Raw genomic sequence first — 14,867 nt, forward strand, 5'->3', positions numbered from 1 at the left:
AACCGGAAGCGGTCGTGCCGCTTCCCGTACCGGAACCCGGGACAGCCGGTGCCTGGGCAGGGACGGGCGAAGGGTCAACCGTCACCGGCTCGCCGGCCCCGGCATCCGATTCCGCGGCGGCCGGGGCCCGCAGCGGGGACGACGTACCCGCTGTGGCCACCACACCCACAAAGGAACCGGCGGAACCCGTGCCCTGCACAGCGTCAACAACGGCCAAGCCAAGAAGCGTTGTGCTTCCAGAAAGTGCGGCCGAATCCTCGGCAACAGCCTCGTCACGTGTTGGAACGACAGCGCCTTCGGAAAGATCGGTGCTGCCGCCGGGAAGATCGGCGCCGTCGGAAAGACCGGCATCCACCGGAACAACAGGCAGCTCAGGAACCACAACGGGCAGCTCAGGAACCGCAACGGGCAGCGGAGCGGTGCCTGTGACCAGGTCAGCGACGGGCTCCACAACGGGTTCGAGAACCGGAACGGCCCCGGCAACAGGTGGAACAACAACGTTCACCACAGCCGCGGTAGCTCCGTCCGCCACTCCAGCGATAGGAGCCGCGATGACCTTCACGGCACCGGCGGGAACCACCTGGCTCACCACCGGGACCGCTGCAACGATGTTGTCCGCGAGCCCAGAAACCTGGCCCACCACAGGCCGAAGCAAACCCGCAGAGGGTGCCGCAACAGCAGGGGCCGCAGGGGCAGCGGGTGCAGAGCCGGCAAGTTTGTCCGTGACCGAAGAAACCGAACTGCTAACCCCGCCCAGCAGCGACGTGGTGTCGGAAAGCACGTCCGCTGAGGCCGCCGGGGACGAAAACGTCAGCCAGGTCAGGGTCGCCGCGCCGGCAAGGAACACAGGACGCAGCGCACGCCACGAAGAACGAGCCTTAGCCATGCGTACCACCCCCAGTACCGTTGCATTCGACGGATGCCAAAAGCCTAAAACCAAATGTTGCAGAAAGTCTAGGATCTACTAAAACAAATCGACAAAATCGAATTGTCCTGCAAACCGCCATCACGAAGACGGCGGTTGCAGTCACACTTCGACTGCCGCATTTGAATTAGTTACCCGCAAAAGCGCCGTTCAATCCTCTACGAACTCCAGCAGGTCGCCGGGCTGGCAGCTCAGGACCCTGCACATCGCCTCCAAGGTACTGAAGCGGACTGCCTTCGCGCGGCCGTTCTTCAACACCGCAACGTTGGCGGGAGTGAGGCCCACACGGTCCGCGAACTCCCCCACGCTCATCTTCTGTTTGGCGAGTTCGACGTCGATGTGCACCACGATGGGCATCAGATCACCGCTTCCATGTCTGCCCGCAGGTCCGCTGCCTGGCGCAGCAGGGCACGCAGCACCACCACCACCAGGCCGAGAGCGGCGCCGGCGACCAGCATCAGGATCAGCAGGATCGGTACGCCGGGGTCATCCGCGTTGAGCACAACCACGGCGGAGAACACCGCGAACATGGTCCAGGCAGCGGCGATGGACCACACGATCGCGTCCACCCACACCAAGGCTCCCCTGGTGAAGATCTTGTCCTGCTTCACCATGCTGAGCAGCTTCCAGGTACTCACGATGACCACCTGGACGCAGGCTACCTCCAGGACAAACAGGATGGTCAGGGGCCACTGCAGGTGCCCCCGCTCCGGATTCTCCTGCGCCATATGGGCGAACTGGCCGGGGATGGACATGACCTGGAACAGGAGCAGCAGAAGGAATGCCACCACGAGGACAGTTCGAAGGGCGATGACCGCCAGACCGTTTATTCGCATGCATCGAGTTTCGGTTATTACTTATCGTAAGTCAATCGAGGTTGCCCCAGTGTCGCAGGACTCTCACGCCTAGTTAGGGGTGGTGAATGCGCCGATGTCCCGGCGGACGCGTTCCGGTTCAGCTCCGGCGGGCATGTTCGCTTGGTCCCGGACACCGTCGAATGAACCCACCGGACCCTTGTCCAGTGCCGCAAATACGGGCTCCAGGTCCTCCTGCTCAAGCCCATGCTCGGCCACAAGTTCGAATGTGAGGCGATTGGCCCCGTCTGAGGCAAGACTGTCAACCAGCACCCGCGCGATCTGGTGCGCAGTCCGCACCGACTTCGCCGGCCGCTCACTCACTCACCCAGGCGGCGACGGCGATCGAAGACTACGCCGAAACGGCCGGCAAGCGGGGTAAAGAGAACGACACGATCCACGGTACCCAGCCGGGCGATCCTGCCAAGGCGGCCGAAGCCATCCTGGCGATCGTGGACAGCCCGAACCCGCCGTCGCTGGCGGTGCTGGGGCAGGACGCTTGGGACGCCTTCGCCGCCGTCGCCGATGCGGAGCTCACTGAGCTGGAGGAGTGGAAGGACCTCAGCGTCAGCACGGGTATCGACGAATAAGGGCGGGGTTTTGAGGGCGGGGCGCCGGGCCATTAGGGCACGCAACAGTTCCGTAATTCATGTGATGCTTGTCACTAAAAGCGCTTTCCTGCTTCTGCCTTAGGGTTGCCTACCCTACAGTTCCTCGGGTGGGCATCTTTCCCCAAGGCCCACAGGGACCCCGGTCCGCCCTCACTCTTCCCCAGAAAGCAGTGCCTCAATGAAGATTCGCAACAGCGCTCTGGCCGGCATCGCCATCGCCGCCAGCGCCGCACTCAGCCTGTCGGCCTGCGCCGGCAGCCCCACGCCTGCCTCCACCGGCGCAGCCTCCGCTTCCGCCTCAACCGGAGCAGCCTCGGGCGAAATCACGGTGTACAACGCCCAGCACGAAAGCCTGACCAAGGAATGGATCGATGCCTTCACGGCAGAGACCGGCGTCAAGGTGACCATGCGGCAGGGTTCGGACACGGAACTGTCCAACCAGATCATCCAGGAAGGCGCGGCGTCCCCGGCCGACGTCTTCCTCACCGAGAACTCCCCCGCCATGACGCAGGTTGAGAACGCAGATCTCTTCGCTGATGTGGACAAAGCCACCACCGAGCAGGTCCCCGAAGAATTCCGGCCCTCCACCGGCAAGTGGACCGGCATCGCGGCCCGCTCCACCGTCCTGGTCTACGACAAGAACAAGCTGACCGAGGACCAGCTGCCCAAGTCCATGCTGGACCTGGCGAACCCGGAGTGGAAGGGCAAGTGGGCAGCTTCACCGTCCGGCGCCGACTTCCAGGCCATCGTCTCCGCCCTGCTTGAGCTCAAGGGAGAGGCTGCCACCGAAAAGTGGCTGGCCGGCATGAAGGAGAACTTCAAGGCCTACAAGGGCAACAGCACCGCCATGAAGGCAGTCAACGCCGGTGAAGTGGATGCTGCGCTGATCTACCACTACTACTACTACGGCGACCAGGCCAAGACCGGCGAGAACTCCAAGAACGTCACCCCGTACTACTTCAAGAACCAGGACCCGGGCGCGTTTGTGTCCGTTTCCGGCGGCGGCGTGCTGAAGACCTCAAAGAATCAGGCCGCGGCGCAGGCGTTCCTGAAGTTCATCACCGGCAAGAAGGGCCAGGAAGTCCTCAAGGACGGCACCTCCTTCGAGTACGCCATCGCCTCGGATGTCCCGGCCAACGAGAAACTGGTCCCGATTGCGGACCTGCAGGCGCCCACCGTTGACCCTGCCAAGCTGAACTCCGAGAAGGTCACCGATCTGATGACCAAGGCGGGACTCCTGTAATTTCGTGACTCCTGATCTATCGGCTCCCCCTCGAGGGAGCACGACGACGGCGGGCCGGGGCAGCAGCCCCCGCCCGCCTTTCGGCGTTTCAGCAGTGTCCATCCTGGCGGTGCTGATCGCGCTCTTTTCCCTCGTCCCCCTGGGGTACGTGGTTTACATGACGGTGGCAACCGGGTGGGACGCCGCCGTCGAACTCATCTTCCGGCCGCGGGTCCTCGAACTGCTCCTCAACACCCTCCTGCTGATGGCATTCACCGTGCCGCTCTGCCTTCTCCTGGGCGTGGCTGGCGCGTGGCTCGTTGAACGCACTGGGCTGCGCGGTGCCCGGATCTGGGCGGTTCTGCTGGCAGCACCCCTGGCCATTCCCGCGTTCGTCAACAGCTACGGCTGGGTTTCGGCCGTCCCGTCACTGGGCGGGCTGGGTTCGGGCGTCCTCATCGCCACGCTCTCCTACTTCCCGCTCGTATATATCCCTGCTGCCGCCACGCTCAGCCGGCTGGACCCGGCCATTGAGCAGTCGGCGGCTGCGTTGGGACTGGGCGCCTGGCGGACATTTTTCCGCGTGGTGCTCCCCCAGCTGCGGATCGCCATGACAGGCGGCGCCCTCCTGGTGGGGCTTCATCTGCTGGCCGAGTACGGGGCCTTCGCGATGATCCGCTTCGACACTTTCACCACTGCGATCATGGTCCAGTACCAGTCCACCTTCAACGGCGCCGCCGGGAACATGCTGGCCAGCGTCCTGGTGTTCTTCTGCCTCCTCCTGCTCCTCGCCGAAGTCCGTAGCCGCGGGAATGCAAGGTACGCCCGCATCGGATCAGGCGCACAGGCCAAGGCGCTGCGGCTGCCGTTGCGCGGTTACCAGGTGCCGGCGCAGCTCTTCCTGCTGGCGCTCACCGCGCTGGCCCTCGGGCTGCCCCTGTTCTTCGTGCTGCGCTGGACAGTAGCAGGCGGGGCGGACATCTGGGCCGCGGATGAATTCCTGCCTGCCCTCCTGACCACCCTCGGTTACGGCCTGGCGGGAGCGGTGGCTACTACTGCGGTGGCCTTTCCCATGGCCTACCTCGCCGTACGCCACCCTGGTTGGTTCAGCAAGTCCCTGGAACTTTCGAACTATGTCACCAGTTCACTGCCGGGCATCGTGGTGGGCCTGGCCTTCGTTACTGTCAGCATCCGGGTGGTCCCGGGGATTTACCAGACGGCGGGGGTGCTGGTGGCGGCCTACGTCCTGCTGTTCCTCCCCCGGGCCCTGGTAAACCTGCGGGCAGGGCTTGCCCAGGCGCCAAAGGAACTCGACGAGGCCGCGCAGGCACTCGGCAAGCCGCCGCTGCTCTCCTTCATCCAGGTCACCCTGCGGCTCACGGCACCCGCGGCCGCGGGCGGAGCCGCCCTGGTGTTCCTTGCCATCGCCAACGAACTCACTGCCACCCTGCTGTTGTCCCCCAACGGAACCCGCACGCTGGCCACCGAGTTCTGGAGCAAAAGCAGCGAAATTGACTACGCCGGCGCCGCCCCCTACGCACTCCTGATGATCCTGCTCTCGGCCCCCATGACCTACCTCCTCTTCCAGCAGTCCAAGAAAGTAGCCGGCCAGTGACCGAACAATCCCCTCCTCGGCTGCCGGAACCGCGGGTCGCCCCATCGGTGGCGCCGTCAACCAACAGCCACCTGGAGATCGCCGAGCTCACGCGAAACTTCGGCACGCAGGCTGTGCTGAAGGGCGTCAACCTCTCCGTCGCCAAGGGCGGAACCACCGCCATCGTTGGCCCCTCCGGCTCGGGCAAAACCACCCTGCTTCGACTGATTGCCGGGTTTGAGCACCCGGCTACCGGCAGCATCTCGCTCAACGGGAAGAAGGTAGCGGGGGACGGGGCGTGGGTTCCGGCCCACAAACGGCATATCGGGTACGTGGCCCAGGACGGCGCCTTGTTCCCGCATCTCACTGTCGCCAAAAACGTGGCCTTCGGACTTGACCAGGCCAATCTGGACGGCGGCCGGCGGGCGGTGGCGGACCGGGTCCGCGAGCTCCTGGAGATGGTGTCGCTGGATCCGGACATGGCTAAGAGGCGTCCGCACCAGCTTTCCGGGGGCCAGCAACAACGTGTTGCCCTGGCCCGCGCCTTGGCCCGTGAACCGGAACTGATGCTCCTGGATGAGCCGTTCTCCGCGCTGGATGCCGGACTCCGCGTAGCCACCCGCAGGGCGGTGGCCAAGGTCCTTAACCAGGCAGGTGTTACCACCATCCTGGTGACCCACGACCAGGCCGAAGCGCTCTCCTTCGCCGACCAGGTAGCGGTGATGCGCGGCGGAAAACTCGCGCAGATCGGCAACCCGTTTGTGGTGTACACCCGCCCCGCAGACCGTGCCACCGCCGAATTCCTGGGTGACGCCGTCATCCTGGACGCCTGGATGGAAGGGTCCTTGGCGACGTGTTCCCTCGGCGGGATCCCCGTCAGACGGCCACCGGCCCAAGGCCGGGTGCAGCTGATGCTCCGGCCCGAACAGATCCGGATCGCCGAGGACGGCCCCATCCGCGGCGTGGTGGTGGAGACCGACTATTTCGGCCCTGAAACCACGGTGCGTCTCAAGCTCGCGGTCCCGCCCGAACTGGCCAGCGGAGCTGACCACCGCTATCCGGGCGGCGGCGAGGTCATCACCATCCGGCACTGGAACGCCTCCCTCGCCCGGCCAGGGATGGAACTTTGCCTGCGCGTTGTGGGCGAAGGCGTGGCGTTTCCATCTGAATCCTGACCGGCCGAAGGAGGCTTCAGTGAATGCGGATTTCAGTCCGTGCGCACCTGGCCGGTGGCCGTGCCGCCGCGGCTGGATTCGGCCCTTACGGAGGTGACCTGGTAGGTCGGGCCGGGCTTGGCCGTCAGGGACCAGTTACCGAGCGAGTTGATCATGACCGTTCCCAGCTTGGTCTTGGCACGTCCGAAAGAGACATCGTAAATGGTGACCGACGCCGAACCGGACGGGACGGCTCCGCCGACCCTGGAGGTGCCCGCAATGGCCAAGTCCTTCCGGAGGCGGTGCCGTGCGGTGGTGATGCTAAGGACCTCGGTCTGCGCGGCCGGGGCTTCAGCCGTTGGGGTCGGGGTGGGCGTTGCTGTTTGAGTGGGTGTTGCGGTGTCCGTCGGTTCAGGCGAATCGCTTGAATCGTCACCATCGGCTGGTTCAGTATTTGTTGGTGCCGGTTCCTCCACCACCACCGGGGTGATGGGATGCGGCCGGGAAGCCTCGATGGGGTCGTTGGGGTCGGGATCGTTAGTGTCCATGCCCACGCTGAACTGGGCCATCATGTCGTGATCCTCGTGCGGGAGGTTGTGGCAGTGGATCATGTACCTGCCGCGGTGGTGCTCAAACTTCATGAGCAGCCGGACCGTCTCGCCCTCGCCAACGTAGACCACATCCTTTGGCCCGCGTTCGTAGTTGAAGGGTGCTTTCCCGTTGCGGCTGAGGATCTGGAAGTCCACCAGGTGAATGTGGACCGGATGGAACCAACCACCTGAGCTGTTTTCGATTTCCCAGATTTCCACATCATCAAGGTCTGGGTCTGCCAGGACTTTCCTGTAGCCGCTCTCCACTACCTCGTCCCACGTCATGCCGCCGAAGGTCCATATGTCGCCGTCCCGCTTCACGCGCATGCGCCGGGTCTTCACCGACTCGGAAGTCTTCAGGCTCATGGTGGTGCTCGAGGTGAGCAGTGTCGGCATGACCTTTGCGGCCGGTCCGGACGTATCCACCGGTTCATCAGTCACATCAAAAGCCATGACCCTGCCGGTGTAGTCGTAGTCCACGTTGTTTTTGTTGGACGCGTTCCGCAGTTCCACGCGCTTTCCTGCCGGGTACTTGGAGAAGTCGATGAGGATCTCATAGCGCTCCGCGCTGCTATGCCGCCATGACGTCACCTGCTGGGCCGAGGGCATCAGGCCACCATCCGTGGCGACCATTGTCACGGGATCCCCGGTGCTCAGGGAGAAACGGTAGGAACGTGAAATGGAGGCGTTAAGGACGCGGAAGCGGTAAATCCGCCGCTGGACCTTCATTACCGGCCAGGGAGCGCCGTTTACCAGGATGACGTCACCCCAAAGGCCGGAGTGGGTGTTGTCGTCGTAGCCCAGTGATCCGTCGGCCGCGAACATGGCATCAGAAATGGTCAACGGAACATCAAACTTCCCCTGCGGAAGCAGGCTGCGTTCAACTTCATCGTGCAGGTGGTAATGGCCCGCCAGCCCGGAATAAACGCTTTGCGAAGTGTTGTGGACAGCATGGTCGTGATACCAGAGAGTCCGGGCCGGCTGGAAGTTGGGGTACTCGTAGTCCTTGCAGTAGCCGAGTCCGGTCAGATCGTTGGCGTACCCGTCGAACTGCGGCAGCGAAGCCGAACCGTGAAGGTGGGTGGAGGTATCGAGGCGGTATCCCCACTGCGGATGGAGCAACGGCAGCACGTTGTCCATCATGAGAGTGATGCGGTCGCCCTGATTTACCTTGATGGTGGGGCCCGGGAACGTTCCGTTGTAGCCAAGGATGGGCGTCCTCAGCCCCGGCACAATATTCGCCGAACTGAGCTTCTGCTCAATGCGGTAATGGTGCCTTTTGTGGCCATCGGCATCCACCGTTGTTTTTGAGGGCGAAAGCACCGGAGGAACCGTCAAAGTCCGTTGGTAGGGCTTGGGCATGTTGCGGGCAGCCAGCCGGCTCGCTGATTTTGCGTCGACCGAACCCAGTGGGACGGCAAGCCCAAAGGCGCCGATGATTCCGATACCACCTATTTGCATTGCCTGCCGGCGTGAAATGGACATGCACACAGAGTGGCGGGAGCACATTGCGAAAACATTGGGAAATTCCGGGGACCCGGTGATGCCAAGGATTTCCCAAGCGGACCACGCCAAGCTGGCATGACATAAGAGGCCGCGTTGCCGTACGAACGGGATCAGGGCCAGCAGAGCGGCGGAAGGGGCGCAATGTCGCTGAGAACACAGGTAATGGCATGGCTGGCGCTGCTGGTGGGCGGGATGCTGTCGCTGGTCTGGGCCTACACCTACGGCAGCGGCGCGAACCCCGGCCTACTGGACAGGACAGGCCCGGCCGTGACCTGGGGCCTGCCCACCGCCAAGTTGGTGTTCAACCTCGCCAGTGCCGGCACCATCGGGGCCCTGGCGCTGGCGATCTTCGCACTCCCCCACGGTGGAGCCCCTCACCAACGGGCACTTCGACTTGCCGGATGCTCGGCGGCGGCCTGGGCTGTGGCCGCCGCGGTACACACATGCGCAAGCTTCCTGCTCCTTGCCAACCGGGCACCTACGGCGGGATTCGGTAATGAATTCCTGACGTACCTGACCAGTATTGACGCCGGCCGTGCCGGTGCCCTCAGCACCCTCTTAGCCGTGGCCGTGACACTAATGTGCTTCCGACTCAAGAGCCCGCGCATTCTTGCCGTCACCGCCGTCGTGGCTTTCGCAGGGCTGTTGCCGCTGGTCATGAAATCCCATGCGGCCGGCGGCACCGACCACGCCGACAGCACCACCGCCCTGTTCGTCCACGCGGCCACCGCGGCGGTCTGGCTCGGCGGCCTCCTGGCGCTGGTAGTGCTGCGACCAGTGCTGCTGGCGGGTCAGCTGGGCGTGACGGTACGCCGGTACTCGACCCTGGCGCTGATCAGCTTCATCGCCCTCGCAGTCTCAGGATTTTTGGGCGCCCTCAGCAGAATCAGTACGGTCGAAGCCCTGCTGAGCCCCTACGGTGTGATCGTCCTGGCCAAGGCCGGAGTCTTCGTCATCCTCGGGCTGTTCGGGGCGCTGCACCGGCGCTGGTCGGTGGGCCGCATTGAAAAAAACCCGGCCCGGGGCGGCAGGTACTTCGCCGGCCTCGCCGTCGTCGAACTCGCCGTCATGGGCGCCGCCTCCGGGATGGCTGCGGCACTGGCCCGAACAGAGCCTCCGCCGGCCGCCGGGTCCGGGAAGACGTCCGCCGGGGACTTCGCCGCCGGGCTGCCCGAGCCCGGCGTCTGGGAATACATATCCCGCTGGGCCCCTGACCCGCTATGGATCCTTGCCTGCGGCTTCGCCGTCGCTGCGTACCTGGCCGGCGTGCGGCGCCTCCAGGCCGAGGGCCGGTCCTGGCCCGCGCACCGCACGGTGGCGTGGCTTGCGGGAATGGCTGTCCTGTTCGTTGTCACGAACGGGGGCGTGCACGTCTACCAGGGCTACCTGTTTAATGCCCACGTACTGACCCAGATGATGCTCACCGCCGTGGTGCCGTTACTGCTCGTCCCCGCCGCCCCGCTGACCTTGGCCAAAGTGGCCGTCAGGGCCAGAACCGACGGCAGCACCGGAGTCAAAGAGTTCCTGGAACGGTCCGTTGAACCGGTTCTGGCAGCCCTGCGCAGGGATCCAATTCTGACCATGTTTATCCTCGCCGCGTCCCTGCTCGTCATCTACTACACCCCTCTGCTCGAATGGGCGGCCGTGGGACAAATTGGCTACAGCATCATGACCCTGCTCGCCCTGCTCACCGGCTCTCTCGCCACCGCGGCGCTCACCGCGGCCCCGGACCACGGGGCCGGCAGCAGCTCACGCAACCGGCTGTTTGTCCTGGCAGGAATGGCCGGCGTCTACGCTTTCGGCGGGTTGAAACTCATGGAGCAGGCACCTGCAATGGAAGTGCCCTGGTACACCTTGGTAGGCCAACCCTGGGGGTTGTCTCCGGCTGCTGCCGCGGAACTGGGCGGCCCCATTATGTGGTCCATCGCAGCCATGTCACTCGCCATCACAGCCGCCATGGTCATGGTTCGCCGCGGCCAAAGCCCACGGAACCAAAATCCGGGGCCGTCGGACAGCAGAGCCCGGGAGTCCGCGTCTGTACATGAAGAACTGGCCACTCCCTCTGCCTGACGGTAGCGGCTGGCTGGCTCTTTGACTCAGGGGTGGCGTTACAAGGTATTTCCGGGATAGTCCCGGAAGGCTGAGCACTGAACCGACAAACAAGGTCCGAGCGCTGGAGGCGGAGATGAGTACACGCTTGCTGCGTCTCGTGCGTCCGCTTCTGGTGACCGGAACCGTTTGGTTGCTTGCGGCCGGTGCGCATGTCGTCGGCGGAGGTACGCTTCCGGCGATGGAGACCTCGACGGCGTTGATCGCACTGGTCTTCCTGGCCGTCATGTTGGTACTGGGCCGCCGATTGTCCATGGGGAGAATTGCCGCCGTCGTTGGCATCGGGCAGGTACTGCTCCACCAGGCCCTCAGCCTGCTGTCCCATGAAGCCCCCTGCGTGAGTTCGCCGCACGGCGGTCTGCACCAGGCCGCCCCTGCCGGCGGGTGCCTGACCGGGGCCCCCGAACCCCTCATGCACGCCGACCCTGGGCTTGCTATGCCGCTGGCGCACATCCTGGCCACCGCTGCAACTGCGGCCCTATTAAACAGGGCAGAAGCAGCACTGTGGCGGGTCGTCGCCTGGTTTCGCCCCCTGACGCAGGCCCTCCAGCCCATCACCATCTTTTGGTACGGACAGCCCCGCGTTGGCTGCGGTTCCAGCCCAGTACCGACTCCCTGGCGGAACCACCGCGCCGCCGGTATCCGGGGGCCGCCGGCGCACGGCGTCTCCCCCAGTTGGCCGATCTGATTGCACAGGCCGGCGGAGGGAACGCTGCTGCCGTCAACCTACAATTTGCTGCCCTCCAAGCTTCCGATCCTGGGCGGCACCCAGCAAAGGACTTTTCCCATGGAAACCAAGCGTTCCCTCAAGGTGGCTGCCATTGGGGCAGCCACTGCCACTCTTATGACCTTCGGCCTCGGTGCGGCCTCCGCGCACGTGACCGTGACGCCCGACGCCCCCGCAGAAGGCGCCTCCACGCAGGTGACTTTCAGGGTTCCCAGCGAGTCGAAGACCGCCACAACCACAAAAATCAAGGTGGATTTACCAACCGATACTCCATTCACCTCGGTCCGGGTAAAGCCTGTTCCGGGCTGGACCGCTGAGGTGGTCAGAGGTCCGCTGCCGCAGCCGGTCACCGTGAACGGTGCCACCATCACCGAGGCACCCTTGTCAGTGTCCTGGACCGCCAACGACGCACCAAGCCAGTTGACGGAGGATCAATACCAGATGTTCTCCGTGCATATCGGGCGGCTTCCGAAGTCCGGTAGCACCGTGATGCTGCCGGTAGCGCAGTCCTACTCCGACGGCAGTGTCCGGAACTGGGATGATCCCGTGATCGAGGGCCAGGGCGAACCCGAGGACCCCGCCCCATCCTTCGTGACCACTGCCGCCCAGCCGGCACAACAACATGGCCACGCCGACACAGCTGCTGCAACCCCAGCCACTGAAGCGGTGGCCTCGGTGAGCTCGGATGCGCCCTCGCCGGCGCTGATCTGGGCAGCCTTGGCAGCCGGGCTGTTGGGGCTCGCCGCAGGCATTGCCGCGTTCTTCCGCTCGGGCCGAACCCGGAGGATCTGATTGCCAGGCCCCTGCCCGGCGTCGTCACACCAAGCGTGAGACAGCGCCGGGCAGGGGCTTTTTAACGTCCAGGAACGGCTCCTAGGGAATCCCTAGGAGCCGTTTCCGTTCCTTGGGAAAAACCAGTCATCGTGTCCCCGGACCGGGTGCTGCGGTCCCCTTCAGCGGGACAGTAACCAGCGTTTCCATAAGGTGAACTTCCTACTTTGTGAACATGCGTAAACCTCTTACGTACCAAAGATCAGTGAGGTTCTCATGAAAACTGCACCACACGAACCAGGAAAGCGGGGAGTCCGCGTCCAAGGTTATGGGAGGGCTGGGATCGTTGCGTCGGTTTCCGCCGTCCTCTGCGCAAGTTCCCTCCTGGCCATCCCCTCCGCCAACGCCGCCGTCCCGGAGTTCCCCAACAACGTGGTGGTCTTCCCCGACCGCGACTTCGTCACCATTGAGGGCTACCAGGAAAGGATCGGCCAGACCGCCACGGTGGAGGTCAAACGCGGCGGTGAAGTTATCGGTTCCGCGCAGAGCGAAGTGGTGGCCGGGGACGTAGCTTTTGAAATCAACCACCCCGGCGGAGTCTGCTGGGGCGCAGGGACAGGGTTGGCTGTCACCCCCGACATTAGGCCCGGCGACGCCGTAACCATCAAGTTCGGCGGCGTCGAGGCAGGGACAACCACCGTCCAGGACACCTACGTCAATGGTCCCTCCGTCCGCGAGGGCAACACCGTGATCGTCAAGGGTCATGTCGCGCCGGGGGTTAGCACTGAGCGGATGGAACAACGCATCGTCGAGCCCGCCCTCAAGGACACCAGCGTGGGGCGCCGCGACGCCCGCGCGGTCGCCGGAGCGGCAGGAGGGGACGACGGTTACATCTCCCGCCTTGAATTTGGCCTTGACGGCCCGAACACCTTCACCGCCACCTACGAATTCGACGAGGAAGCCGCCGCCGTGATTGCGGCTGCCGCCGGCGGTGCCCGCGCCATGGCCTGGGAAGCATCGGATGCGGACGACAACCGGCAGGGCTTGACCATTGCAGAGTATGGCGAGCTGGGCGGCCCCGGGATGGGCGGATGCCCGAACGGACCCCTGCAGACGGGCCCCAACGGGCCCACGGATGTAAAGGCGGCAAAAGTCAACGGCGAACTCAAAGTGAACTGGACGCCCGCCAAGGCCATCCCCGGGACGCCGGCCATCACCGGCTACCGCGTCACCGCCGTTGCTAAGACGATAAACGGCGCCGAGCGGGTGGAATCCGGTGTTCGCATCAGCGACCCGAAGGCCGCAGGCACCACCATCAAGGGCCTTTCAGCCGACGAACAGTACGACGTCCAGGTAGTGTCGGTCAGCAGCGTCGGTGAAACGTACCCGGCCATCGGCGCCATCCCCGAAACAGACACGACATCCCCCTCAGTGACGGCCTCGCCCGAGGGCGGTACCTTCAAAACCGCGCAGGAGCTGACGCTGACAGCCAGCGAACAGGGCAGCGACATCTACTACACGCTGGATGGAACAAACCCTGTTTCCGCCGGCGCCAGTGCCCCCGGCTCAACCCTTTACAAAGAGCCGATCAAGGTCACCGCAAACACCGCCTTTACCTACGCCGCCATCGATCCCTCGGGCAACGTTTCCGGGAACAAGACCATCGAGTTCAAGATCACCAACGATCCCGTACCGGCTGCCCCGGTCATCAGCACGGCTCCTGTCGCCGGGCTGGGAACGGCTGAAGTGTCCTGGACGGCACCCGACGCCGGTGCGGCGGGGCTCACCATTAGCGAGTACTCGGTTCAGGCCTACACTGGCACTGCCGCCTTTGGAGCGCCCAAGAAGGTCGCCGGGGACGTCACCAAGCTGGTCTACGACGGGCTGAACGGCGACACCGAATACTGGTTCACGGTCACCGCCAGCAACACCAACGGTGCAGGGGAACCCTCAGCGAAGAGTGCTCCCGTCACCGTGCAAGGTGCAGTTGTCGCGATTGCCGGCCCGGATCAGAGCGTAGCCCGGCGTACCACGGCAACCCCAGTCACCCTGGACGGCACCGGATCCACAACCCAGGCCGCCGGAACCACCGCCAGCCACAAGTGGGAGCAGGTCCTGACAGGGTCTACGGATCCGGACAAGGTCACCCTGAACGCCAGCACCACGCTGAAGCCAACCTTCAGCCTGCCGGTCTACAAGACCGGCATGACCAACAACCCGCTCACCTTCAAGCTGACGGTCACCGTCGGCACGACTGTCCGGACCGATCTGGTCAAGGTAACACCCGTTCCGGACAAGGTCACCATCGCCTCGGCTACATGGAGGAGTGGCGATATGCGGGTCAGCGGCAGCGGCAGCGTCCCTGGCGCCACGATCACTATCTTCAAAGCCAGTGCTACTGGCACTCGCACGGTAGTGAGCCGGGTGAACGTCACGGCGGCAGTCGCTCCGGCAACCGGCGGCACCTGGAGCCTGCGGCTGCGTGATAACGCCGCCGGCACCAGCAACCCCGGCAATCTTTGGATCGAATCCAACCTCGGAGGCACCGCCGGACCGCTGTCCACCACGAATAAGTAAGTCACCAATAAATAGAAAGCCCCACCGTAGCCCGGTGGCTCCCGGTAATTTTTCCGGAAGCCGCCGGGCTTCGGCGTGTCCCACGACGGGCGTGTCTCTGGTTAAGGCCCGCGGAACGTACGACGACGGCAGGTTGCCTTTCCCAGAAAGGTAACCTGCCGCCGTCGAACCCCAGTGAAGCCGAGCGTGTGCGTCTCTGACAGCGTCGCTGGCACTGCTCCTGATGG

Annotated in this window: 13 protein-coding genes; 8 read left to right on the forward strand and 5 right to left on the reverse strand. The window is 64.4% G+C overall.

The features are described from left to right. The 4 genes from CXQ88_RS14385 to CXQ88_RS21845 all read right to left on the reverse strand — a co-directional run. The coding region (locus tag CXQ88_RS14385) for a hypothetical protein (protein ID WP_146069218.1) at positions 1-886 on the reverse strand (886 nt) is incomplete at its 3' end. Between the two features lie 189 nt (positions 887-1,075). Continuing rightward, on the reverse strand, positions 1,076-1,282 hold the full coding sequence (locus CXQ88_RS14390) for a helix-turn-helix domain-containing protein (protein WP_104044843.1): 207 nt from the start codon (positions 1,280-1,282) through the stop codon (positions 1,076-1,078). Next, on the reverse strand, positions 1,282-1,761 hold the full coding sequence (locus CXQ88_RS14395) for a DUF2975 domain-containing protein (protein WP_104044844.1): 480 nt from the start codon (positions 1,759-1,761) through the stop codon (positions 1,282-1,284). Before CXQ88_RS14395 ends, CXQ88_RS14390 begins: the two co-directional genes overlap by 1 nt. Before the next feature lie 69 nt (positions 1,762-1,830). Next, positions 1,831-2,103 carry a hypothetical protein gene (locus CXQ88_RS21845; protein ID WP_219816334.1) on the reverse strand — a complete coding sequence of 91 codons (273 nt, stop codon included), beginning with the start codon at positions 2,101-2,103 and terminating at the stop codon, positions 1,831-1,833. 128 nt (positions 2,104-2,231) lie between these two features. Here CXQ88_RS21845 and CXQ88_RS21850 point away from each other — a divergent pair, with 128 nt between their 5' ends. The 4 genes from CXQ88_RS21850 (at position 2,232) to CXQ88_RS14415 (ending at position 6,381) form a co-directional block, all read left to right on the forward strand. Beyond that, entirely contained in the window at positions 2,232-2,369 is a 138-nt protein-coding gene (locus CXQ88_RS21850) for a hypothetical protein (RefSeq protein ID WP_181037529.1), read from the forward strand. Positions 2,370-2,568: 199 nt separating this feature from the next. Further along, a complete protein-coding gene (locus tag CXQ88_RS14405; protein ID WP_104044845.1) occupies positions 2,569-3,633 on the forward strand; it encodes an iron ABC transporter substrate-binding protein in 1,065 nt (354 codons plus the stop codon). A gap of 4 nt (positions 3,634-3,637) precedes the next feature. Then, on the forward strand, positions 3,638-5,227 hold the full coding sequence (locus tag CXQ88_RS14410; protein WP_181037530.1) for an ABC transporter permease: 1,590 nt from the start codon (positions 3,638-3,640) through the stop codon (positions 5,225-5,227). After that, positions 5,224-6,381, forward strand: a complete 1,158-nt coding sequence (locus tag CXQ88_RS14415; protein WP_181037531.1) for an ABC transporter ATP-binding protein — start codon at positions 5,224-5,226, stop codon at positions 6,379-6,381. The genes CXQ88_RS14410 and CXQ88_RS14415 overlap by 4 nt, the downstream gene beginning before the upstream one ends. A 32-nt stretch (positions 6,382-6,413) precedes the next feature. Here the strand turns inward: CXQ88_RS14415 and CXQ88_RS14420 are convergent, their stop codons facing one another. Then, entirely contained in the window at positions 6,414-8,435 is a 2,022-nt protein-coding gene (locus CXQ88_RS14420; RefSeq protein WP_104044932.1) for a multicopper oxidase family protein, read from the reverse strand. A gap of 162 nt (positions 8,436-8,597) precedes the next feature. Here CXQ88_RS14420 and CXQ88_RS14425 point away from each other — a divergent pair, with 162 nt between their 5' ends. The 4 genes from CXQ88_RS14425 (at position 8,598) to CXQ88_RS14440 (ending at position 14,640) form a co-directional block, all read left to right on the forward strand. Further along, positions 8,598-10,526 carry a cytochrome c oxidase assembly protein gene (locus CXQ88_RS14425; RefSeq protein WP_104044847.1) on the forward strand — a complete coding sequence of 643 codons (1,929 nt, stop codon included), beginning with the start codon at positions 8,598-8,600 and terminating at the stop codon, positions 10,524-10,526. A gap of 115 nt (positions 10,527-10,641) precedes the next feature. After that, positions 10,642-11,253 (forward strand): hypothetical protein, encoded by a 612-nt coding sequence (locus tag CXQ88_RS14430; protein ID WP_104044848.1) that lies wholly within the window; start codon positions 10,642-10,644, stop codon positions 11,251-11,253. A 99-nt stretch (positions 11,254-11,352) separates the two neighbouring features. Further along, positions 11,353-12,084 (forward strand): YcnI family copper-binding membrane protein, encoded by a 732-nt coding sequence (locus tag CXQ88_RS14435; RefSeq protein WP_104044933.1) that lies wholly within the window; start codon positions 11,353-11,355, stop codon positions 12,082-12,084. Between the two features lie 255 nt (positions 12,085-12,339). After that, positions 12,340-14,640 (forward strand): chitobiase/beta-hexosaminidase C-terminal domain-containing protein, encoded by a 2,301-nt coding sequence (locus CXQ88_RS14440; protein ID WP_104044849.1) that lies wholly within the window; start codon positions 12,340-12,342, stop codon positions 14,638-14,640. Positions 14,641-14,867: the final 227 nt, after the last annotated feature.

The organism is Arthrobacter sp. ZGTC412, assembly GCF_002929215.1.
GTDB lineage: Bacteria > Actinomycetota > Actinomycetes > Actinomycetales > Micrococcaceae > Arthrobacter.